Below are 19,907 nucleotides of genomic sequence, written 5' to 3'. Positions count from 1 at the left end.
GAGTCCGCGTTGACTCGGGGCCACCTGTTCTTCGGATCAGGCGCGCTTGAACTCTCCGTCGGATACGCCCATCACGAACGCATCCCACTCGCCCGGCGTGAATGCCAGGATCGGGCCGTGGCCGTGGTCCTTGCTGTCGCGGACCGCGATGTTGCCGTCCCGCAGAAACGCCACTTCCACACAGTTTCCATTCGGGCCGCTATGTTTGCTCTTGCGCCATGAGGCGCCTGCCAAATCCACCTTCACGGTTCTAGCTCCTTTGCTGCATCATGCGTGAGTACTTGCTGGCATCGTTCTCGTGACAGGCCGGAAGCGGGTGAAATCCGGCTTCCGCAGTGCGCCTGAGGTAGCACGCAACTGTGCCGTCAACTCGTTCTCTGCACTTCACGATGGGAATGCTCCCCCGATGACCATTCCCGGGCTAAACAGTAGCAGGGTTCGTCAACAGGAGATCGCATTCTTTCGAATTCAACCAGCGAATGCGTGGCAAAGTTTGCTGGCAAACTATTTGCCAAATAATTGCAGAATGCCTAAACGGGCGAATATCGGGTGGCGCATATTTATTGCGGGTGGGTGTGCGCATCCGGGTGGCGAACCGGACCGCCGCCGCTGTCGCGCACATCCGGGATGATGGAGGCCATGGCCGATGCACCGCATGCCGACGACTCCCGGGACCGTGACGAGAGCGGACGTGCGCGGAATGCGCGTCCCCGTGATCGTTTTGGCCGCCCGCTGCCCATGGGCAGTGTCGGCGTACCTCGCATACCGGACGATCTCGAACTCCCACCCGCGGAAACGCTCGAGTACGCCCAGCAACTCCTCGATGCGGGACTCGCCTTCAACGCCCATGAGGTCCTGGAGGCCGCGTGGAAGAACGGGCCGTTCGCCGAAAGGATGCTGTGGCAGGGATTGGCCCAGTATGCCGTTGGCCTGACCCACATTCAGCGGGGGAATCGGAAGGGTGCGCGCACCCTCCTCGAGCGCGCCGTGCACCGCCTCACGGCCTTCGGACCACCGCCGTACGGTATCGACAGCGCCGGACTCGTCGCCCGTGCGAAGGAGCTCCTCGCAACCTTCGACACCGATACACCCATCGCCGAGGAGAGGTTGCGGGTGCGGCTGACGCTGCCACCGGGCGGATGTCGCCGCGATTAGCATGGACGGACGTGTCCACCGACCAGACCGCGCCCGCCCCGCACCCGGCCACCACCGTGGGCAACGGCCGGTTCGCGCCCAGCCCCTCGGGCGATCTGCACCTGGGGAATCTGCGCACCGCCCTGCTGGCCTGGCTGTTCGCCCGCTCCACCGGGCGCGGCTTCCTCATGCGCGTCGAGGACCTGGACCGGGTGCGGCCCGGAGCCGCCGAACGGCAGCTCGCGGACCTGGCGGCCATCGGGCTGGAGTGGGATCCGCCGGTGGTGCGGCAGTCCGAGCGGATACCGCACTACGAGGCGGCCATCGCCCGGCTCACCGATGCCGGGCTCACCTACGAATGCTTCTGCACGCGCCGGGAGATCCAGCAGGCGGCCACCGCACCACACGGCCCGATGGGCGCGTACCCGGGCACCTGCCGCGATCTGACCGCTCGACAGCGCGCCGAACGCCGGGCCGCGGGTCGGCCCGCCGCGCTCCGCTTGCGCGCCGAGGTCCACGAATTCGAGATCACCGACGAACTGCACGGCTCCTACCGCGGCGCGGTGGACGATCTGGTACTGCGACGCGGCGACGGTATCCCGGCCTACAACCTGGCCGTGGTGGTGGACGATGCCGAGCAGGGCGTCGACCAGGTAGTGCGCGGTGACGACCTGCTGCCCTCCACACCCCGGCAGGCGTATCTGGCGACCCTGCTCGGCCTGTCCGTGCCGCAGTACGCCCATGTGCCACTGGTGCTGAATCAGGCCGGGCAGCGGCTGGCCAAACGCGACGGCGCGGTCACCCTCGGTGACCGGCTCGACCGGGGCGAAACCGTCGACGAGGTGGTGGGATACCTGGCCCGGTCGCTCGGCTACGCGGCGCACAGCCCGGCCGAGTTGCTGCCCCGTTTCCGCCCGGCGGACCTGCCGCGCGAACCGTGGACACTCGATCCGGATTGGCTTGTTGCGAGCAGTCCAGGTCCGTAACGTACGGATTCGACACCACACCGGACGAAACTTCACATGAGGACGGCGAGACAATGACGAGCGGTGGGTACGACCCCAATCAGTATCCGCAGGGCGGCGACCCGTACGGGCAGAACCCCGGCGGCCAGCCCCACGGCCAGGGCCAGCCACAGTACGGTCAGCAGCAGCCCTACGGCCAGTCCGACCCCTACAACCAGCAGCCGCCGCAGTACGGACAGCAGCCGTCCGATCCCTACGGCCAGCAGCCGCAGTACGGGCAGCAGCCGGACCCCTACGGGCAGCAGCAGCCGTATGGCCAGCCGCCGCAGTACGGGCAGCAGCCCGGTTACGGCGCACCGGGATTCGGTGGCGGGTTCGGCGGCACGGCCCCCGGTGAGCTGTGGCCCCGCCTCGGAGCGCGCATCATCGACGGCCTGATCGTCGGCATCCCCGCGGGCATCATCGGCTGGGTGCTCAACTCCAGCTCCAGCACGCTCGGCACGCTGTGGTCGGTCCTGACCCCGGCGCTGCTGTTCGGCTACTTCGTCTTCATGGAGACCCAGCAGGGCGGCCAGACCCTCGGCAAGAAGTTGCTCGGCATGCGCGTGCTCGCCCCCGGCGGCGGCACCCTGGATCCGGCGACCTCGGCCAAGCGCAACCTGTTCGTCCTGGCCAATATCATCCCCTGCCTGGGCTTGCTCATCTCGATCGGCCTGTGGATCTACATCGCGGTCACCATCGAGCAGGACCCGAACAAGCAGGGCTGGCACGACAAGTTCGCGGGCGGCACCCAGGTCGTCAAGAGCTGAACCGTCGAGAGCTGGCGACAGCACCAGAGCGGGGGCACATCCGGTCGGATGCGCCCCCGCTCTCGTCCGTCCGGGGCCGGGCTAGGAGCCGGAGATGACCGCCGCTCCGATGAAGATCCACGCCAGCACACCCAGCGCCAGTCCGGCCGCACCGACCCAGATGCCGCCCAGGGCCAGGCCGCGGCCCTCCTGCTGTGACTGTTTCACCTGGTTGAGCGCGGCCACGCCCAGAATCAGGCCGACCAGCGATCCGATCGGCAGGAAGCAGAAGAACAGGGTCGTCAAGCCCAGGATCGACACCACCAGCGACGCGATCGCCATGCCGTTGGTGCTCCGCTGGGGCGCGTACCCGTACGGCGCGTAGCCGCCCTGGGGATAACCCGGTTGTGCCTGCCCACCGGACTGATAGCCGTACGGCGGCCCGGGGGCGGGTGCGGGAGTAGGCTGCGGGTATCCGGGCGTGCTCGGATTCGCCTGCGGCGGCGGGTAATTCGGATACTGCTGCTGGGGCGGCGGCGTCATCGGCGGAGCCTGGTACTGCGGTGCCGAGGAATAACCGGCGACCGGGGGCTGCGGCACCGACGGCGAGGAAGACGAATCGGGCGTGACGCCCTCACCCCCGTACTGCTTCCACCACTCGTCGGAGTCACCGCTATTCGTCATTTGCCCAGCCTATTCCACCGATGGCAGTGACCGGTATCCTGTTCACTTCGTGAGTGATGCATTACCGGCCGAGACGGTCGGACCTGGACGCCCCGCCACCGAACACGCGGCATTCGCGAAGGCGGCGGGGGGCTACTACACACCGGTCGTGGCACTGTTCACGGCAGTTCTGATCATTTCGAACATCTGCGCCACCAAGGGCGTGCAGTTCCTCTCCGACCACTCGCTCAGCCTCGGGCCGATCGAACTCCTCCCGATCACCACCGACGGCGCGTGGTTCCTCTTCCCGCTCGCCTACATCATCGGCGACGTGCTCAGCGAGGTGTACGGCTTCAAGGCCGCGCGGCGGGCCATCTACTACGGCTTCGGCATCCTGCTGCTGATGGTGGTGGCGTTCAAGATCGCCATCGAGCTGCCCCCGGCCGGGTTCTACGAGAACCAGGAAGCCTTCCGCAGTGTGCTCGGCACCACGCCGCAACTGGTGCTGGCCGGACTGGCCGGATACTTCGTGGGCGAGATGCTGAACTCGGCCACGCTGGTCGCGATCAAGGAGAAGACCAAGGAGAAGCACCTGTGGGCGCGACTGCTCGGCTCCACCGTGGTCGGCGAATTCGGTGACACATTGATCTTCTGCTCCATCGCGGCGACGGCCATCGGCATCAGCACGTGGGGCTCGTTCATCAACTACGTGATCGTCGGGTTCCTGTGGAAGACCCTGGCGGAGGTCATCGTGCTGCCCCTCACCTACTGGGTGATCGGGTACCTGAAGCGGCACGAGCCGTCCTACGCGCCGCGCGCGGAATCGGCGCTCGCGAGCTGACCGCGACGGGTGTGGGGGCTCCGGCTCCCACACCCGGCCGAGATCAGTTGGCCGGAGCCTTGATTCGGCCCTTCCACCGACCGAGGAAATCGGTCTTGTAGGCATCGAACTCACCGCGCTCGATACTGCCGCGGATACGGTCCACCAACCGGACGGTGAAGCGTTCGTTGTGGATGGTGCACAGGGTGGCGGCGAGGATCTCCTTGGCCTTGAACAGGTGGTGCAGGTAGGCCCGGGTGTAGTTGGCGCAGGTGTAGCAGTCGCAGGTGTCGTCGATGGGGGTGAAGTCGCGGCGGAAGCGACTGGTGTTGATATTGAATCGGCCCTCGTCGACGTAGATGGCCGCATTGCGCGCCACCCGGGAGGGGTTCACGCAGTCGAAGGTGTCGGCGCCGTTCTCCACCGCCGTGAACATGTCCTCCGGCTCGCTGATGCCGAGCATGTGCCGCGGCTTCCGCTCGGGCAGTTCGTCACAGCACCAGCGCACGATGGTGCCGAGATTGTGCTTCTCCAGCGCACCGCCGATGCCGTATCCGTCGAAACCCGTTCCGGCGGCGCCGCGCAACTCCTCCAGATCGCGACATGCCTTGCGCCGCAGGTCCTCGTACTGCGCACCCTGGATGACACCGAACAGCGCCTGATAGGGCCGGTGCGAGCGCGCCGCGGTGAGCCGCTCGTGCTCGTCCAGGCAGCGTTGCGCCCAGCGCCGGGTGCGCTCCAGCGATTCCTCCTGGTAGCCACGGGTATTCATGAGCGTGGTGAGCTCGTCGAAGGCGAACATGATGTCCGCGCCCAGCTGATGCTGGATGCCCATGGACACCTCGGGGGTGAAGCGGTGCTTCGACCCGTCCAGGTGGGAGCGGAAGGTGACGCCGTCATCGTCCACGTGGGCCAGCCGCTCCTTGCCCTTGGCGATCACGTCGTCGTTCTGTACGCCCACGGCCTCCATGGCGAGCACCTTCTTGAAGCCCACGCCCAGCGACATGACCTGGAAGCCGCCGCTGTCGGTGAAGGTCGGTCCCGGCCAGTTCATGAAGCGGGACAGCCCACCGGCCTCGTCCACGATGTCCGGACCCGGCTGTAGATACAGGTGGTAGGCGTTGGCCAGCAATGCCTGCGACCCCAGCTCCTTCATGGCCTCGGGCAGCACCGCCTTCACGGTCGCCTTGGTGCCCACCGGAATGAAGGCGGGCGTGGCGATATCGCCGTGCGGCGTGCTGATCACACCCGTGCGGCCGTGCCGACCGTCCAACCGGGTGCCGACCTTGAAAGCGAAGGATTCGGGGGAAGACACCCGAATATCCTCCCAGCCCCCCGTCGCGCGTCCGAGACGGGTCGCGGTCACCCCGGGAGCCGTGCGGCGAGGCGCAGGTCGAAGCCGTAGGCCGCCAGGGCGGGCAGGAATTCCGCCGGATCCACCAGTTCCTCGATGTGATGAATGCCAGCGGGGAAGCCGGAGACGCGTCGGACGAGCAGCGCCGCCACCAGGCCGGTCGCGGCACTCTGCCGGTGGCCTGCGAAATAGGCCGCCGCGGTACCGGATTCGGCCACCAGGGCGAAGCGGTCGGAGCCGAGGTGGACGCGGGTGAGCAGGCGTTCGGCGGTGCGGCCGCGCATGAACCGGGCCAGGGCGGGGCGGCGGGCGGCGGCCAACAGTGCGGTGACGGCCCGGGAGTCGAGGGCGAGGCCGGTGTCGGCGGTATCGAGGCCGAGGGTGCGGCGCAGCGTGTACTGGTCCGAGAACGGGAAGCGGTGCACGGTGCGGGCGCCCTCGGGGAAGCGCATCCGCCAGGAACCGGTGAGCCGGCCGAGGCCGTTCAGGGTCCAGTGCACGGCGGCCGGACCGTGCGCCTCACCGGAGCCGAGCATCGCGCCGATGCGCACGGTGCGCAATCCCGAAGCGGCGACGACCGTTCGGGCGAGCAGATTCGACACCCCGGGGATGAGGCCGACGCTGAGCACACCGGTCACGCCCGCCGCCGTGGCGAGGTCGTGCAGTTCCTCGAGCGCGGTGATCACCTCGAGCGTGGCCGTGACATCCAGGTAGGCGATGCCGCGCTCGAAGCACGCTCGGGCGATGCGGGCATTGTCGAGTTCGGCGCACATGAGCACGACATCGGCATCGGCCAGCGCGGCGGTCACCTGGTCGGGGTCGGCCAGGTCGACGCGCAGCAGTTCGGCTCCCGGCACCGGTCGCGCCCGCTCGGGATTGCGCCCCGCGAGGGTCACCCGGTGGCCCGACGCGACCAGATGTGCGGCAGCTTCGCGGCCGACGGTGCCGTAGCCGCCGAGTATGAGGACACGCATGGGCACAATCTCGGACATGACACCCCTTTCACTAGAGCGATACTCTAGCGAGTAAAGCAGGGCGGGGCCGCGCGCGCCAGTGCGACAGCACGTGGCACGGCAAGCTACGGCACCGAAATTCGCACGTCAGGTCTTCGCCAGCGGTACCGCGTCCGCGTCCGGCTCGTCCGCACCGCCTTCGTCGGTGATGGCGGCGGCGAACTGGGCGTTGTAGAGCCGGTAGTACGCGCCACGGGCGGCGAGCAGGCGTTCGTGGGTGCCGATTTCGACGATCCGGCCCTGCTCCATGACCACGATCTGGTCCGCATCGCGAATGGTGGACAGTCGGTGCGCGATGACGAAGCTCGTGCGATCCCGGCGCAGCGCCGCCATGGCCTGCTGCACCAGCAGTTCGGTGCGGGTGTCCACCGAGCTGGTGGCCTCGTCCAGGATGAGGATGGACGGTTTGGCCAGGAAGGCGCGGGCGATGGTGATGAGCTGCTTCTCACCCGCCGAGACGCCGGAGCCCTCCTCGTCGATGACCGTGTCGTAACCGTGCGGCAGCGCATGCACGAAGCGGTCCACGTAGGCCGCGCGCGCCGCCTCCAGAATCTCGTCCTCGGACGCCTTCGGATTGCCGTAGGCGATGTTCTCCCGGATCGTGCCGCCGAACAGCCAGGTGTCCTGCAACACCATGCCGATGCGTTCGCGCAGGTGGTCGCGGGTGATGCGGGTGATGTCCACACCATCGACGGTGATCGCGCCCGCGTCCAGCTCGTAGAAGCGCATGAGCAGGTTCACCAGCGTGGTCTTGCCCGCACCGGTCGGGCCGACGATGGCCACCACGTGGCCGGGTTCGGCGATCAGGGACAGCTCCTCGATGACGGGGGTGTCGGGCTCGTAGCGGAACGACACCTCCTCGAAGGCCACCCGGCCGCGGTCCACCGGCCGCGAATCCTCCACCTCGGGATCGGGCACCTGCTCCTCGGCGTCCAGGATCTCGAAGATGCGCTCGGCCGACGCCACACCCGACTGCAACAGATTGATCATGGAGCCGATCTGGGTGAGCGGCTGGGTGAAACCGCGCGAGTACTGGATGAACGCCTGCACCTCGCCCAGCGACAGATTGCCCGAGGCCACGCGCAGACCGCCCACCACGGCGATGAGCACGTAGTTCAGGTTCCCCAGGAACATGATGGCGGGCATGATCAGGCCGGAGATGAACTGCGACCGGAACGCGGCGTGGTAGAGCTTGGCGTTGGTCTTGTCGAACTCCGCGCCGACCTCGCGGCCGCGGCCGAAGGCGGTGACGATCTCGTGGCCGGTGAAGGCCTCCTCGACCTGGGCGTTGACCTGGCCGGTGTACTTCCACTGGTCCACGAAGTGCGGTTTGGAGCGCTTGGCGATCTGGGCGGTCACGATGACCGCCAGCGGCACCGTCAACAGCGCGATCAGCGCCAGCAGCGGCGAGATCCAGAACATCATGAACAGCACGCCGATCACCGTCAGCGTGGAGGTGACCAGCTGACTCATGGTCTGCTGCAACGTCTGTGACACATTGTCGACGTCATTGGTGACGCGCGAGAGCAGATCACCGCGCGGCAGCTGGTCGAAGTAGCGCAGCGGCAGCCGGTGGATCTTGGCCTCGATATCGCCGCGCAACCGCTTCACGGTGCGGTTGATGACGATATTGAGCAGGTACGACTGGAGCCAGCCGAACAGCGACGCGCCGATGAACAGCAGCAGCACCCCGGTGAGGACCATGCCGACGGCCGAGAAGTCCACGCCCACACCGGGAACCACGTCCATGCCGGAGAGCATGTCGGCGAAGGTGGTGTCACCGCTGGCGCGCAGCTGCTCGACCACCTGCTCCTTGGACTGTCCGGCCGGAAGCTGTTTGCCCACCACACCGTCGAAGATGAGGTTGGTGGCCTTGCCCAGGATCTGCGGCCCCAGGGTGTTCAGCACCACCGAGACCACCGCGAGCACGAAAATTACTGTGAGCGAGGACCGTTCGGGCGCGAGCCGCCGCAGCAGCCGCTTCAGCGACGGACCGAACGATTTGGCTTTCGCGTCCGGAGCGCCCGGATTCGGTGCCCCCGGCCTCACTTCGCCGCCCTTCCCCGCGGGACACCCGCACCCGGTCGGCACGACGAGAGGCTCCGCCCAGTGTGTCTCATCGCGCCTCCTCCGGGCTCAGCTGCGATTCCACGATCTCGCGGTATTCGGTGCAGTCGCGCAGCAGTCGGTCGTGGGTGCCGAGGCCGACGATCGCGCCGTCCTCCAGCACCACGATCTGGTCGGCCTCGCGCACGGTCGAGATCCGTTGCGCCACGGTGATCACCGCGGCGTTCGCGGTCTCCGGCCGCAGCGCCTCGCGGACCCGGGCGTCGGTGGCCACGTCCAGGGCCGAGAAGCAGTCGTCGAACAGGTAGATGCGCGGTTTGCGCACCAGGGCGCGGGCGATGGCGAGGCGCTGGCGCTGGCCGCCCGACACCGTCGTACCGCCCTGTGCCACCGGCGTTTCCAGGCCCTGCGGCATATCCCGCACGAAGTCGGCCGCCTGCGCGATCTCCAGGGCATGCCACAGTTCGGCGTCGGTGGCGTCGGGCTTGCCGTAGCGCAGATTCGACGCGATCGTCCCGGAGAACAGGTACGCCTTCTGCGGCACCAGGCCGATCTGCGCGCGCAACTGCTCCAGGTCGATATGCCGCACATCGGTGCCGCCCACGTAGACCGCCCCGTCGGTGACGTCGATGAGCCGCGGAATCAGATTGATCAGCGTGGTCTTGCCGGAGCCGGTCGAGCCCACCACCGCGGTGGTGGTGCCGGGATCCACCCGGAACCGGATGGCCCGCAGCACCGCCTTCTCCGCGCCCGGGAACTTGAATTCGGCGAAGGCGAAATCCACCGAACCCGGATCGGATTCGAACGGCCGCGGCAGCGGCGGCGGCAGCACCGAGGATTCGGTGTCCAGCACCGCCCCGATGCGCTCGCCCGACACCGCGGCGCGCGGGGCCATCATGGCCAGGAAGGAGGCCATCATGACCGCCGTCAGGATCTGCATGATGTAGGACAGCATGGCGGTGAGCGAACCGATCTGCATGGTCCCGGCGTCCACATGGTGGCCGCCGAACCAGATCACGCCCACCGCGGTCACATTGGAGATCAGCATGACCAGCGGGAACATCAGCGCCATATAGCGGCCGACGTACAGCGCCTGTTCGGTCAGCTCGGAGTTGGCGACGCCGAAGCGCCAAGTCTCCTGCCGCTCCCGCACGAAGGCCCGCACCACGCGGATACCGGTGATCTGCTCGCGCAGCACCCGGTTCACCGCGTCGATGCGCTCCTGCATGCGCCGGAAGCCGGGCACCATGCGGGTGATGATGAAGGCCATCGACAACCCCAGCGCGGGCACCGCGATGAGCAGCAGCCAGGACAGGCCCAGATCCTCGCGCAGCGCCATGATGATGCCGCCCACGCACATGATCGGAGCCATCACCAGGATGGTGGCGCTCATCAGGATGAGCAGCTGCACCTGGTTCACGTCATTGGTGTTGCGGGTGATCAGCGAGGGCGCGCCGAACATGCCCACCTCGCGCGCGGAGAAGCCGCCGACGCGGTGCAGCAGGGCCGCGCGCATATCGCGTCCCGCGCCCATGGCGGCCTGCGCGCCCAGGTAGACCGAGGATGCCTGCGCCACGATCTGCACACCGGTCACGGCCAGCATCCACAGGCCGGTGTTCCAGATGTAGCCGATATCGCCCCGGGTGACGCCGTAGTCGATGATGTCGGCGTTGAGCCTGGGCAGGTAGAGCATGGCGAGGACCGAGATCAGCTGAAGCACAACGACCCCGGCCAGCTGTGACCGGTAGGGCGCCAGGAAGGTGCGGAGAAGTCTGATCAACATGATGTTCGCAGGCTACCCCCGATGCGGCGCACCCGTCCCCGGGAATTGTGGGGGCAGCGCGCCGCCGCCGAGAAAAGTGAAACGAAGCCTTCCGCAGGCGGGTCAGATATCCGGCCGGTCCAGATCGCGCCACTCGCCGTGCGGGCCCGCCTCCGGGTCGCGCCATTCCCCGTGCGGGGCGGTGTCCAGCGGGCGCGGACGCCGGGTCCAGGCATCGGGATCGCGCAGCAGTTCATCCAGGAAGGTCGGCAGCAGATCGTTGCCGATATCGGCGATGCTCACCCGCTCCAGCACCGAGCGGATGTTCACCCGCAGCGCGATCCACACCCGCTGCAACGGCTCGGCCACTCCGGGGTACACCACATCCTCTGGCCGCTGCCCGCGCACCGAGGCCAGCGGCCCCTCCACCGCGCGAATCACATCGGCCACGCTGATCTCGCGGGCGGGCCGGGCCAGCCGGTAGCCGCCCTCGGGACCGCGGCGGCTGGTGACCAGTCCGGCCTTGCGCAATTCGGCGACCACCGACTCCAGCACCTTCGGCGGGATCTCCTGGGCGGCCACGATCACGTCGGCCTTCACCGATTGCGATTGCGCCCGGGCGATTTCGACGAGTATTCGCACCGCGTAGTCGACTTTCGCGGTGATGTGCACAAGGGGCTCCTGAGTTCGGTACGGCGAAAGAAGAATTTAGCGCGCCGGGATCAGAACTCCGAGCGCCGCGTCCAGGAGTACGCGTTCGACCAGCTCCTCGTCCACGTCCGGCGCGATCTGCTGCGACAACAGCGCGGTTTTGACGACGTCCAGGGCCGCGCTGGCCCGCAGCAGCGCTTCCGGATCGGCGTCCGGTCCGGCCAGCCACCGGCACAGCTTGCTGTGCATCTCGAGCATCTGCTCGTAGTTGCGGCCGATGGCATTGCCGACCGCGACGCCGTCGTTGACGAACATCCGGCCGATGGGGCGGTGATCGAGCATGGAGCGCAGCTGGCGGGTGAGGATCTCGCGGACGGCGTCGCGGCTGTATTCCCGCTCGTCGATCTCGGCGGCCATGGCGCGCATATCCGCGAAGACCGGTTCGATCACGGCCAGCAGCAGATCCTGTTTCGAGGAGTAATGATAGTAGAGGGACGCCTTTGTGATTCCTACCTCATCGGCGACCTCCCGCAGGCTGGTCTGCTCGAAGCCCCTGGTGGAGAACAGCCGAAGTGCCACATCCCTGATGACGTCTTTAGTGCCCCTACCTGCGGCGATATCTACAGCAGGTTCTCGTCCGGTCATGGGATGATCCTCTCACCACTAGTCTGTACTGCGAGTAGCGCCACCGGAATTGAGGTTGTTCCTCCGCTTAGGCGCTGGGTAGTCTACCTACCGCACGGTAGGCAGAAAACGTCAGTCTGGAGGCGGAGTGCGCACGCGGCACCCGCAGGGAGTGCTGTCTACGAGTAGCTCGACACCAGCACACGCACAGCCAATCGCCAGGAGACCCCTCGTGTCCGTATACCTCTATCGCTGGGGAAGGTTCGCCTTCCGCAGAAAGTGGATAGTCATACCGGTGTGGTTGACCCTGCTGATACTGCTCGGCGGTATCGGCGGTGCGCTCTCCAAACCGTTCCAGGACCAGTTCACCATGCCCGGACTGCCGTCCGAGCGGGCCACCGAAATCCTCGACGAGCACTTCCCCGGCATGTCGGCCGCCTTCGACATGAACGTGGTCACCGGCACCTATGTGGTCGGTGCGCCCGAGGGCGAGAAGCTCACCGATCCGCGGAACGCGGCGGCTCTGCAGGCGTTCGTGGACAAGCTGTCCGCCCTCGACATCGTCGACAAGAGCAAGCCCGTCGTCAATCCGATCACCGCCACCGAGGAGATCGGCAAACCCGCGGGCATCAACTGCCTCACCGGCGACCGCGACAGCCCCGGCTTCACCGCCGTCTGCGCCAGCGCGCCGCTGAACGTACTCAGCGAGACCGTGCCGGACTCGGTGGCGACCGTCGAGGTCAAGTACTCGATTCCGAGCTTCGCCGATGTCACCCCGGCCGATCGGGAGAAGGCGCACGACGTCGCCGCGGATGCGCAGGCGGCCGGACTCGAGGTGTACCTGACCGGCAGCATCGCCCAGGAGCCGGAAACCGGCGGTGCGGCCGAGCTCATCGGTATCGCGGTGGCGCTGGTCGTGATGGCGGTGGCGTTCGGCGCCATCGTGGCGGCCTTCGTGCCGGTGCTGACGGCCCTCATCGGCCTGGGCTCCGCGATCTCGGTGATCCTGTTCGGCACCCACTGGCTCACCCTGCCGACCTTCACGCCGATCCTGGCGTCCATGATCGGCCTGGCGCTGTCCATCGACTACGCCATGTTCATCGTCTCGCGGTACAAGCACGAGCTGAGCGTGGCGGATTCGCCGGAGGAGGCCGCCGGCACCGCGGTCGGCACCGCCGGTTCCGCGGTCATCTTCGCGGGCCTGACGGTCGTCATCGCCCTGGCCGCGCTGAGTATCGTCGGCGTCGGATTCCTCACCTACATGGGTATTTTCGGCGCGGTCGCGGCGGCGTTCGCGGTGCTGGTGGCCGTCACCCTGCTGCCCGCGCTGCTGGGCGCGTTCGGCAAGTACCTGTTCAAGCCGAAGCTGCCGCTGGTCGCCAAGCACGATCCCGAGGACGACACCGCCGTCACCAACGGCATGCGGTTCGCCCGTCTGATCGCCAAGGCTCCGGTGCTGGCGCTGGCCGCCGGTGTGGTGGTGCTCGGCCTGCTGGCCGCGCCCGCCGCGAATATGCAGCTGGGCCTGCCGGGCGGCGACTCGTTCCCCGAGGGCAACCCGATGCGCGAGGCGTACGAGTTGCAGACCAAGGGCTTCGGCGAGGGCTCCAACGGCACCCTGATGGTGGCGGTGGATCTCACGGACGTGCCGCAGGACCAGCGCGAGGCCGCGGTCACCGACCTGCGTGAGCGGCTGGCGGGCTACGAGGGCATGGACTACCTGACCGCGACCATGCCGAGCGAGGACGGCAACGCGGCGCTGTTCACCGGCGTCCCCGATGCCGGACCCAACGATCAGACCACCAAGGATCTGGTCGAGCACGCCCGCGACGCCGAGTCCGAGTTCAAGGACAAGTACGGCATGGAGTACGGCATCACCGGTACCACCGCCATCTACGCGGATGTGTCGGCGGCGCTGCTGAAGGCCGTCGTCCCGTACCTGTCGCTGGTGGCCGGGGCCGCGTTCCTGCTGCTGGTGCTGGTGTTCCGGTCCATCCTGGTGCCGCTGACCGCCGCGCTCGGATTCCTGCTGTCCATGGCGGCCACCTTCGGCGCGACCGTGCTGATCTTCCAGGAGGGCGCGTTCGGGCTGTTCGAGGGCCATCCGCTGGTCAGCTTCCTGCCGATCATGCTGATCGGCCTGGTATTCGGCCTGGCCATGGACTATCAGGTGTTCCTGGTGACCCGCATGCGCGAGGAGTACGTGCACGGCAAGTCCTCCAAGCACGCCATGATCAGCGGCTACCACCACGGCGCCCGCGTCGTGACCTCGGCGGCCATCATCATGATCTCCGTCTTCGGCGCGTTCATGCTCCAGGAGAACGTGGTGGCCAAGTCCATGGGCTTCGCCTTGGCGGCGGGCGTCTTCTTCGACGCCTTCATCGTCCGCATGGTCGTGATCCCGGCGCTGCTGGTGCTCATGGGTCCCTACGCCTGGTGGATCCCGAAGTGGCTGGACCGCATCCTCCCCGATATCGACGTGGAGGGCGCGAAGCTCACCGCGATGCGGGAGAACAGGGCGCAGGACGGTGCGGTGGCGCTGGAGAAGGAACCAGCGGGCGTCTGACGACGCTCATCGACGACTCGCCCCTCATCCATCGGATGGGGGGCGAGTTGTTTTCGCGCTCGCGGCGGCGGCCAGCACCCGAGCCCGATGGCATTCGAGGGCCGCGAGGATCGCGAACAGCGCGGACAACCCGGCGGCGGTGAGGCGCAGGTACTGACCGACCTGGAATTCCATTGCCGCGCGTTCGATTTCGGCCAGGGTGTGGCTGCCGCGCTCGTCGAACAGGACCGTGGCCCGCGGCCACTGGTACAGCACCGACAGCAAGAACTGGCCGCTGACCAGCGCCGTCAGTGAGGCGGCCAGCCATTTCCGGGCGATCCGGTAGCGCACCGCGACCGCGGCGGCGACGAGTGCGGTCACCAGGACCGCCGCGCCGAGCGGTCGCATGACGTCGCCGACCGCGACCGCGCTCATGAACTCCTCGGTCAGCTCCAGCGATGCGGGAATATCGCGAAAGACGTTGGGGTAGAGCAGCATCGTCTCCGATGCCGCCGTGGCGAACAGGAAGGACGCGATGACCGCGTAGCCGCCGAGCGCGAGTGCGGGCAGCCGGAGTCGTCTGCGCCGAGTGGTCGTAGTCATGTCCTCGACGCTAGGAATCACGGCGGGGCGCGACATCCGGTGTCGGTATCGAACGCGGGTCGCGTTCCGACGCTGCGTATTACGTCGAGAAGCGATATCGGTCGGCGCTTTCGGACGTATGCGCGGCGGGCGGCGCTTCGTAGGATCGAACCGTGACCGAAGCGGAGCGTCCGGAGCGGACCGGGGTTGCGCCGTGGCCGCGCGACGCGCTGCTCGGTTTCACCGTCACCGGCGTGATCGTCCTGATCATCGCTTTCGGGCACGGCGGGCGGCAGTCCGTGGGCGCGTATCTCTTCGCGGTCGGATTCGGTGCGCTGCTGCTGTTGCGCCGCCGGATGCCGGTGGTCGTGGTGGTCGCGACGGCGGCGGCGACCTTCACCTATCACGCCCTGGACCATCCGCCGATCGGCGTGGCGGTGCCCATGGTCGCCGCGCTCTACGCGGCCGCCGACGCGGGCCGGACATGGGTGGCGGTGGGGGCGGGTGCGCTGGTGTTCACGGTGTCGCTCGCCGTCCGGATCGGGCAGGGGGAGTCCGCGGCGTATCTGGCCGGATACGAAGGGGTCTCGCACGCGGCCCTGATCGCCGTGGCCATCGCGCTCGGGGCCGCCATGCGATCCCGCCGCACCCGGGCGGCGCAGCAGGCGGAGATCGCGCGGCTGACCGCGGAGCAGTCGAATGCTCGGGCCGAGTGGCGAATCCAGGGCGAACGGGTGCGGTTGTCGCGGGAACTGCACGATACCGTCGGCCACGCCATGTCGGTGATCTCGTTGCAGGCCGGGGTCGCCGCCGAGGCCGTCGGGCGCGATGACGCGGCGGCGCGCACCGCCATCGGCCACGTGCTGGACACCGCCGACCGATCTTTGGACGATATGCGCGCCATGGTGCGGCTGCTGCGCGACGACGCCGAGACGGGTGTGGTGTCGCTGTCCGGCATTCCCGATCTGGCGGCCACCGCCGAACGGGCCGGGCTGACGACGACCTGCCGACTCGACGCCGCCCCCGATCAGCTGCCCGCGCGGGTGGACGCGACCGCCTACCGCCTGGTTCAGGAGGCGTTGACCAATGTGGTCCGGCACGCGCGGGCCACCGAGGCCACGATCACCGCCGAACTGAGCGACGGCCTGCTCCGGATCACGGTCGGCGACAACGGGCGGGCCACGGTACCCGGCGCGGTGCACGGTTCCGGCCTGGACGGCATGCGGGAGCGGGTGCGGCTGCTCGGCGGTTCGCTCACCGTGGGTCCGCGTGCGGAGGGCGGATTCCTGGTCGACGCCCGCATACCCGTCGAGGTGACCGAATGATCCGGATAGTCCTGGCCGACGATCATGAACTCGTCCGCACCGGTTTGCGGGCGCTCGCCGAACACGACGGCGATATCGAAGTCGTCGCCGAGGCGGTGAATGGTCGCGACGCGGTGGCGGTCGTGCGCGGATATCGCCCCGACGTGGTGCTCATGGATATCCGGATGCCGATCCTGGACGGCATCGCCGCCACCCGCGAAATCGTCGCCGACCCGCAGTTGGCCGGTGTGCGCGTGGTGGTGCTGACCACCTTCGACGAGGACGAGAACGTTTTCGGAGCCATCCGCGCCGGGGCCGCCGGATTCCTGCTCAAGAACATCACCCCCGACGGACTGCGGTCGGCCATCCGCACCCTCGCCGCGGGTGACGCGCTGCTCTCCCCCTCGATCACCCGGCGGATTCTGAGCAGCGTCGCGCGGGGCATCGGGTCGATCCGACCCGAACTCGTAGCCGGACTCACCGAGCGGGAACGCGAGGTGCTCACCCGAGTGGGCATGGGCGAGAGCAACAGCGAGATCGGCGCGAGTCTGCACATCAGCCCCGCCACGGCACGCACCTACGTGAGCCGCCTGCTGGCCGCGCTCGGGGCGCGCGACCGCTCGCAACTGGTCGTGCTCGCATATGAATCCGGGCTGGTCACCCCCGGATCGGGTGGACGGTAGGCAATTCCGGATGGCGACGCCTATCAAGATCGGATATAGTCGCCCCGTGCTCATCGAATTCATGCGCCTGCGCGTCGGCTGACTCGACGCACTCCGCAGCCCGTCGTGGCTGCCAGCGTGGCCGCGTACCCGCGTCGCCACGTTCGTGCCGTCGAGTAGTCCGATACCGCACTCGACAGGAATTCCTATGCGCAACTCTGCCTTTGGCATGCCCACCTTCGTCTTCGTCCACGGCTCGGGAACGAGCTCGTCCATGTGGACGCCCATCCAACGCGAACTGGCGCTGCGGGGACAGCGCTGTCTCGCCGTCGACCTGCCGGGCCACGGGTTCGAGGCCCAGTTCCCGATCGCCTACCAGGCGCCGCAGCAGCTCGACCGGCTCGCCACCGAGCCGTCCGCGCTCGCCGCGGTCACCCTCGAGGACAATGCCGACGCGGTGCGAACCGTGGTCGAGCGGGTGCACGAGTACGGCCCGGTCGTACTCGTCGGCGCGAGCCTCGGCGGCACGAGTATCAGCGTCGTCGCCAACCAGGTACCGGATCTGCTGGACCGGATCGTGTACATCTCCGCGTGGGCCTGCACCACGTTGACGAATCCGATCGAGTACATGTCCGAACCCGAGTTCACGCGGAGCCTGCTACCCGGACTCGCCGACCTGAACGTCGGGGACGCGATGGAACTCGGCGTAGGACGCGCCAACTACCGCGGTGCCGACCGAGACCAACTCGCACGCCTGCACGCCGCACTGATGGCCGACCGCAGCGAACAGGAATTCCTCGCCTTCCTCAACGCCCTGCAACCCGACGAATCCCTGGCCGCGATGATGGGCGACGCCCGCCTGCACCCCGACCTCGGCGGGCAGGTCCGTCGGCAATACGTGCGGCTGATCCGGGACCGGTCCCTGCCCATCGACATGCAGGACCGGCTCATCGCGGAAGCGGACGCGGCGACGCCCGGGAATCACTTCGAGGTGGACAGCCTCGATACCAGCCACGCGGGATTCGTGTACCACCCGGAAACGGTGGCGAAGCTGCTCATCCGGTGACAGCAAAAAGCCCCTCACCTGCGCGAGCAGGTGAGGGGCGGGAGCGGTGGCGGAGGGATTTGAACCCTCGGAGGGGGGTTACCCCTCACACGCTTTCGAGGCGTGCTCCTTAGGCCGCTCGGACACGCCACCGCTGGTGACTTTACCGGACGACCCCGCGGAAACCGAAATCGCCTCCTCAGGGGCGCTGGGCGTGGAAGAAGGTGTCGAGCAATGCGGCGCAATCGGATTCGAGGACACCGCCGCGGACCTCGGGGCGATGATTGAGACGTCGGTCACGGACGACGTCCCACAGGGAGCCGACCGCACCGGTTTTGGGTTCCCAGGCGCCGAAGACCAGGCGGCCGATGCGGGCGAGGGTGAGCGCGCCCGCGCACATGGTGCAGGGCTCCAGAGTGACCGCGAGGGTGCAGCCCTCCAGCCGCCAGCCGTCGCCGTGCACCGCGGCGGCCCGGCGCAGGGCCAGGACCTCGGCGTGCGCGGTGGGGTCGCCGAGGGCCTCGCGGGCGTTGGCGGCACGCGCCAGCTCGCGGCCCGCGGCGTCGAAGACCACCGCGCCCACCGGGACGTCGCGCGGGTCCGCGGCCGCGGCGGCCGCGATCGCCGCGCGGATCAGCGTCTCGTCGGCCCGCTCGGCGGCACCGCGAGATCCGGCCGCGCTCATTCAGCGGGGGAGCTTGTCCAGGACCGCCGAGAACTCGTTGGCGAAACCCAGGCGCTGGGCGATCATGCCGAGCTGCTCGTCGGGGTAGAGGTCGGTTTCGGCGAGGATGACGCTCAGCACCGGCTCCGGCAGTCCGAGGTCGGCCAGCACGCCGAGGTCGCCCTCCTCCCACGGCTCGATATCGTCGAGTTCGTCCGGATCGATATCCGGGATCTCGACATTCAGCGCCTCCAACACCTCGGCGGCGATGTCGTAGTCGATGGCGGCGGTGGCGTCCGACAGCAGCAGACGACTGCCGGTCGGCGCTGGACGCAGGACGATGAAGAATTCGTCGTCTACGTCGAGCAGACCGAATACCGCGCCGGAACTGCGCAACTCGCGCAATTCTCGCTCGGCCTCGGTCAAACTGGAGAGTGCCGCCTGAGTCAACGGCGTGACCTTCCAGGTGGCCTCTTCGCGGACAACCGCCACTGCGAACCCTTCCACGTCGTCGTAATCGTCCGACGTCGCCCTATTCGTGCTCGAGCGCTGTGCTGCCATGGGCGCAACGGTAGTCCGCTTCGGGGGAAATGTTGAAGTCGTATGCGAATCTGGTGCCATGACGGGCGATCGGAAACCAGCTGTCTGCGTCCTCGGGACGGGTTTGATCGGCGGTTCGGTGCTGCGTGCCGCCGTCGCCGCGGGGTACGAGGCGTGGGGATTCAACCGGTCGGAGCCGGGTGTGCGGGCCGCGCGCGCCGACGGCTTCGACGTGAGCGCCGACATCGGGGCGGTACTGGGCCGGGCCGCGGACCGCGACGCGCTGATCGTGATCGGCGTGCCGCAGCCCGCCCTCGACACCGTGCTCTCGGATGTACGCAGTTTCGCCCCGGCGTGTCCGCTCACCGACGTGACCAGTGTGAAGAAGCCCGTCCTGGATGCCGTGCACCGGCACGAACTGGGCGCGCACTTCGTCGGCGGGCATCCCATGGCCGGGACCAGCGAATCCGGCTGGGCCGCATCCACACCCGACCTGTTCAAGGGCGCGGCCTGGGCGATCAGCGTCGATCCGGGCGTACACGCCGACCCGTGGACCCGGGTGGCGCGGCTGGCGCTGGACTGCGGGGCCGTGGTGGTGCCGGTGCTCTCCGCCGAACACGACAGCGCCGTCGCCCGCATCTCTCACCTGCCGCACGTGCTGGCCGAAGCCCTCGCCATCCAGGGTGCGGGCGGCGGCGCGCTGGCGCTCGGGCTGGCCGCCGGG

General features: G+C 68.1%; 20 protein-coding genes and 1 tRNA gene. 9 read left to right on the top strand and 12 right to left on the bottom strand.

Annotation, left to right across the window (positions count from 1 at the left end; genetic code table 11):
- Positions 1 to 36: 36 nt before the first annotated feature.
- Positions 37 to 246 (bottom strand): DUF397 domain-containing protein, encoded by a 210-nt coding sequence (locus ON31_RS01795; RefSeq protein ID WP_029932862.1) that lies wholly within the window; start codon positions 244 to 246, stop codon positions 37 to 39.
- Positions 247 to 639: 393 nt separating this feature from the next.
- On the opposite strand from ON31_RS01795, the gene ON31_RS01790 reads away from it, so the two are divergent.
- Genes ON31_RS01790 through ON31_RS01780 form a run of 3 tightly spaced genes read left to right on the top strand, consistent with a single transcriptional unit; the run spans position 640 to position 2,908 of the window.
- Positions 640 to 1,155, top strand: coding sequence for a DUF309 domain-containing protein (locus ON31_RS01790; protein WP_039808691.1), 516 nt, complete (start codon positions 640 to 642; stop codon positions 1,153 to 1,155).
- 11 nt (positions 1,156 to 1,166) lie between these two features.
- Entirely contained in the window at positions 1,167 to 2,120 is a 954-nt protein-coding gene (gene gluQRS / locus ON31_RS01785; RefSeq protein ID WP_255221944.1) for a tRNA glutamyl-Q(34) synthetase GluQRS, read from the top strand.
- 53 nt (positions 2,121 to 2,173) lie between these two features.
- Positions 2,174 to 2,908, top strand: a complete 735-nt coding sequence (locus ON31_RS01780) for an RDD family protein (protein ID WP_039808636.1) — start codon at positions 2,174 to 2,176, stop codon at positions 2,906 to 2,908.
- 81 nt (positions 2,909 to 2,989) lie between these two features.
- On the opposite strand, the gene ON31_RS01775 is transcribed toward ON31_RS01780, so the two are convergent.
- Positions 2,990 to 3,571 carry a DUF4190 domain-containing protein gene (locus ON31_RS01775; protein WP_039808634.1) on the bottom strand — a complete coding sequence of 194 codons (582 nt, stop codon included), beginning with the start codon at positions 3,569 to 3,571 and terminating at the stop codon, positions 2,990 to 2,992.
- A 49-nt stretch (positions 3,572 to 3,620) separates the two neighbouring features.
- Here ON31_RS01775 and ON31_RS01770 point away from each other — a divergent pair, with 49 nt between their 5' ends.
- Entirely contained in the window at positions 3,621 to 4,391 is a 771-nt protein-coding gene (locus tag ON31_RS01770) for a queuosine precursor transporter (RefSeq protein WP_029932867.1), read from the top strand.
- A gap of 43 nt (positions 4,392 to 4,434) precedes the next feature.
- Here ON31_RS01770 and tgt read toward each other — a convergent pair whose 3' ends face one another.
- From tgt to ON31_RS01740, 6 genes are all read right to left on the bottom strand, one after another.
- On the bottom strand, positions 4,435 to 5,685 hold the full coding sequence (gene tgt / locus ON31_RS01765) for a tRNA guanosine(34) transglycosylase Tgt (RefSeq protein ID WP_051036680.1): 1,251 nt from the start codon (positions 5,683 to 5,685) through the stop codon (positions 4,435 to 4,437).
- 47 nt (positions 5,686 to 5,732) lie between these two features.
- Entirely contained in the window at positions 5,733 to 6,716 is a 984-nt protein-coding gene (locus ON31_RS01760; RefSeq protein WP_370450372.1) for an NAD(P)H-binding protein, read from the bottom strand.
- Positions 6,717 to 6,824: 108 nt separating this feature from the next.
- Positions 6,825 to 8,786, bottom strand: coding sequence for an ABC transporter ATP-binding protein (locus tag ON31_RS01755; RefSeq protein WP_039808632.1), 1,962 nt, complete (start codon positions 8,784 to 8,786; stop codon positions 6,825 to 6,827).
- A gap of 67 nt (positions 8,787 to 8,853) precedes the next feature.
- Positions 8,854 to 10,587, bottom strand: coding sequence for an ABC transporter ATP-binding protein (locus ON31_RS01750; RefSeq protein ID WP_039808630.1), 1,734 nt, complete (start codon positions 10,585 to 10,587; stop codon positions 8,854 to 8,856).
- 102 nt (positions 10,588 to 10,689) lie between these two features.
- Complete coding sequence (locus ON31_RS01745) at positions 10,690 to 11,238, bottom strand: RrF2 family transcriptional regulator (protein WP_081592155.1); 549 nt, start codon at positions 11,236 to 11,238, stop codon at positions 10,690 to 10,692.
- Positions 11,239 to 11,274: 36 nt separating this feature from the next.
- Positions 11,275 to 11,796 carry a TetR/AcrR family transcriptional regulator gene (locus ON31_RS01740; protein WP_244961441.1) on the bottom strand — a complete coding sequence of 174 codons (522 nt, stop codon included), beginning with the start codon at positions 11,794 to 11,796 and terminating at the stop codon, positions 11,275 to 11,277.
- Positions 11,797 to 12,073: 277 nt separating this feature from the next.
- Here ON31_RS01740 and ON31_RS01735 point away from each other — a divergent pair, with 277 nt between their 5' ends.
- Positions 12,074 to 14,407, top strand: a complete 2,334-nt coding sequence (locus ON31_RS01735) for an MMPL family transporter (RefSeq protein ID WP_039808626.1) — start codon at positions 12,074 to 12,076, stop codon at positions 14,405 to 14,407.
- Between the two features lie 24 nt (positions 14,408 to 14,431).
- Here the strand turns inward: ON31_RS01735 and ON31_RS01730 are convergent, their stop codons facing one another.
- The gene (locus tag ON31_RS01730) at positions 14,432 to 14,989 is read right to left on the bottom strand and encodes a hypothetical protein (RefSeq protein ID WP_051036678.1); all 558 of its coding nucleotides are present in this window, start codon (positions 14,987 to 14,989) and stop codon (positions 14,432 to 14,434) included.
- Positions 14,990 to 15,141: 152 nt separating this feature from the next.
- Here ON31_RS01730 and ON31_RS01725 point away from each other — a divergent pair, with 152 nt between their 5' ends.
- The 3 genes from ON31_RS01725 to ON31_RS01715 all read left to right on the top strand — a co-directional run bounded on the left by ON31_RS01725 (position 15,142) and on the right by ON31_RS01715 (position 18,000).
- Positions 15,142 to 16,293, top strand: a complete 1,152-nt coding sequence (locus ON31_RS01725; protein WP_039808624.1) for a sensor histidine kinase — start codon at positions 15,142 to 15,144, stop codon at positions 16,291 to 16,293.
- Positions 16,290 to 16,955 carry a response regulator transcription factor gene (locus ON31_RS01720; protein WP_039808622.1) on the top strand — a complete coding sequence of 222 codons (666 nt, stop codon included), beginning with the start codon at positions 16,290 to 16,292 and terminating at the stop codon, positions 16,953 to 16,955. Before ON31_RS01725 ends, ON31_RS01720 begins: the two co-directional genes overlap by 4 nt.
- Positions 16,956 to 17,142: 187 nt before the next feature.
- Positions 17,143 to 18,000 carry an alpha/beta fold hydrolase gene (locus tag ON31_RS01715; protein ID WP_172544787.1) on the top strand — a complete coding sequence of 286 codons (858 nt, stop codon included), beginning with the start codon at positions 17,143 to 17,145 and terminating at the stop codon, positions 17,998 to 18,000.
- A gap of 44 nt (positions 18,001 to 18,044) precedes the next feature.
- On the opposite strand, the gene ON31_RS01710 is transcribed toward ON31_RS01715, so the two are convergent.
- From ON31_RS01710 to ON31_RS01700, 3 genes are all read right to left on the bottom strand, one after another.
- Positions 18,045 to 18,132: transfer RNA gene (locus tag ON31_RS01710), tRNA-Ser, on the bottom strand.
- A 46-nt stretch (positions 18,133 to 18,178) separates the two neighbouring features.
- Positions 18,179 to 18,664, bottom strand: a complete 486-nt coding sequence (locus ON31_RS01705; RefSeq protein WP_051036661.1) for a nucleoside deaminase — start codon at positions 18,662 to 18,664, stop codon at positions 18,179 to 18,181.
- On the bottom strand, positions 18,665 to 19,204 hold the full coding sequence (locus ON31_RS01700; protein ID WP_029932879.1) for a tRNA adenosine deaminase-associated protein: 540 nt from the start codon (positions 19,202 to 19,204) through the stop codon (positions 18,665 to 18,667).
- Positions 19,205 to 19,262: 58 nt separating this feature from the next.
- On the opposite strand from ON31_RS01700, the gene ON31_RS01695 reads away from it, so the two are divergent.
- Positions 19,263 to 19,907, top strand: a 645-nt coding sequence (locus tag ON31_RS01695) for a prephenate dehydrogenase/arogenate dehydrogenase family protein (protein ID WP_039808684.1), incomplete at its 3' end; no start/stop codon positions are given.

This window comes from Nocardia otitidiscaviarum NBRC 14405 (assembly GCF_000308635.1).
Taxonomy (GTDB): domain Bacteria; phylum Actinomycetota; class Actinomycetes; order Mycobacteriales; family Mycobacteriaceae; genus Nocardia; species Nocardia otitidiscaviarum.
This window is presented reverse-complemented; position numbering and strand designations above follow the sequence as displayed.

What these genes read in the sequence shown, in the direction of transcription:
- ON31_RS01700 (WP_029932879.1), bottom strand. Translation starts at nt 19,204, where the DNA reads ATGGCAGCACAGCGCTCGAGCACGAATAGGGCGACGTCGGACGATTAC.
- ON31_RS01750 (WP_039808630.1), bottom strand. Translation starts at nt 10,587, where the DNA reads ATGTTGATCAGACTTCTCCGCACCTTCCTGGCGCCCTACCGGTCACAG.
- ON31_RS01775 (WP_039808634.1), bottom strand. Translation starts at nt 3,571, where the DNA reads ATGACGAATAGCGGTGACTCCGACGAGTGGTGGAAGCAGTACGGGGGT.
- ON31_RS01720 (WP_039808622.1), top strand. Translation starts at nt 16,290, where the DNA reads ATGATCCGGATAGTCCTGGCCGACGATCATGAACTCGTCCGCACCGGT.
- ON31_RS01705 (WP_051036661.1), bottom strand. Translation starts at nt 18,664, where the DNA reads ATGAGCGCGGCCGGATCTCGCGGTGCCGCCGAGCGGGCCGACGAGACG.
- ON31_RS01790 (WP_039808691.1), top strand. Translation starts at nt 640, where the DNA reads ATGGCCGATGCACCGCATGCCGACGACTCCCGGGACCGTGACGAGAGC.
- ON31_RS01715 (WP_172544787.1), top strand. Translation starts at nt 17,143, where the DNA reads ATGCGCAACTCTGCCTTTGGCATGCCCACCTTCGTCTTCGTCCACGGC.
- ON31_RS01730 (WP_051036678.1), bottom strand. Translation starts at nt 14,989, where the DNA reads ATGACTACGACCACTCGGCGCAGACGACTCCGGCTGCCCGCACTCGCG.
- ON31_RS01780 (WP_039808636.1), top strand. Translation starts at nt 2,174, where the DNA reads ATGACGAGCGGTGGGTACGACCCCAATCAGTATCCGCAGGGCGGCGAC.
- ON31_RS01760 (WP_370450372.1), bottom strand. Translation starts at nt 6,716, where the DNA reads ATGTCCGAGATTGTGCCCATGCGTGTCCTCATACTCGGCGGCTACGGC.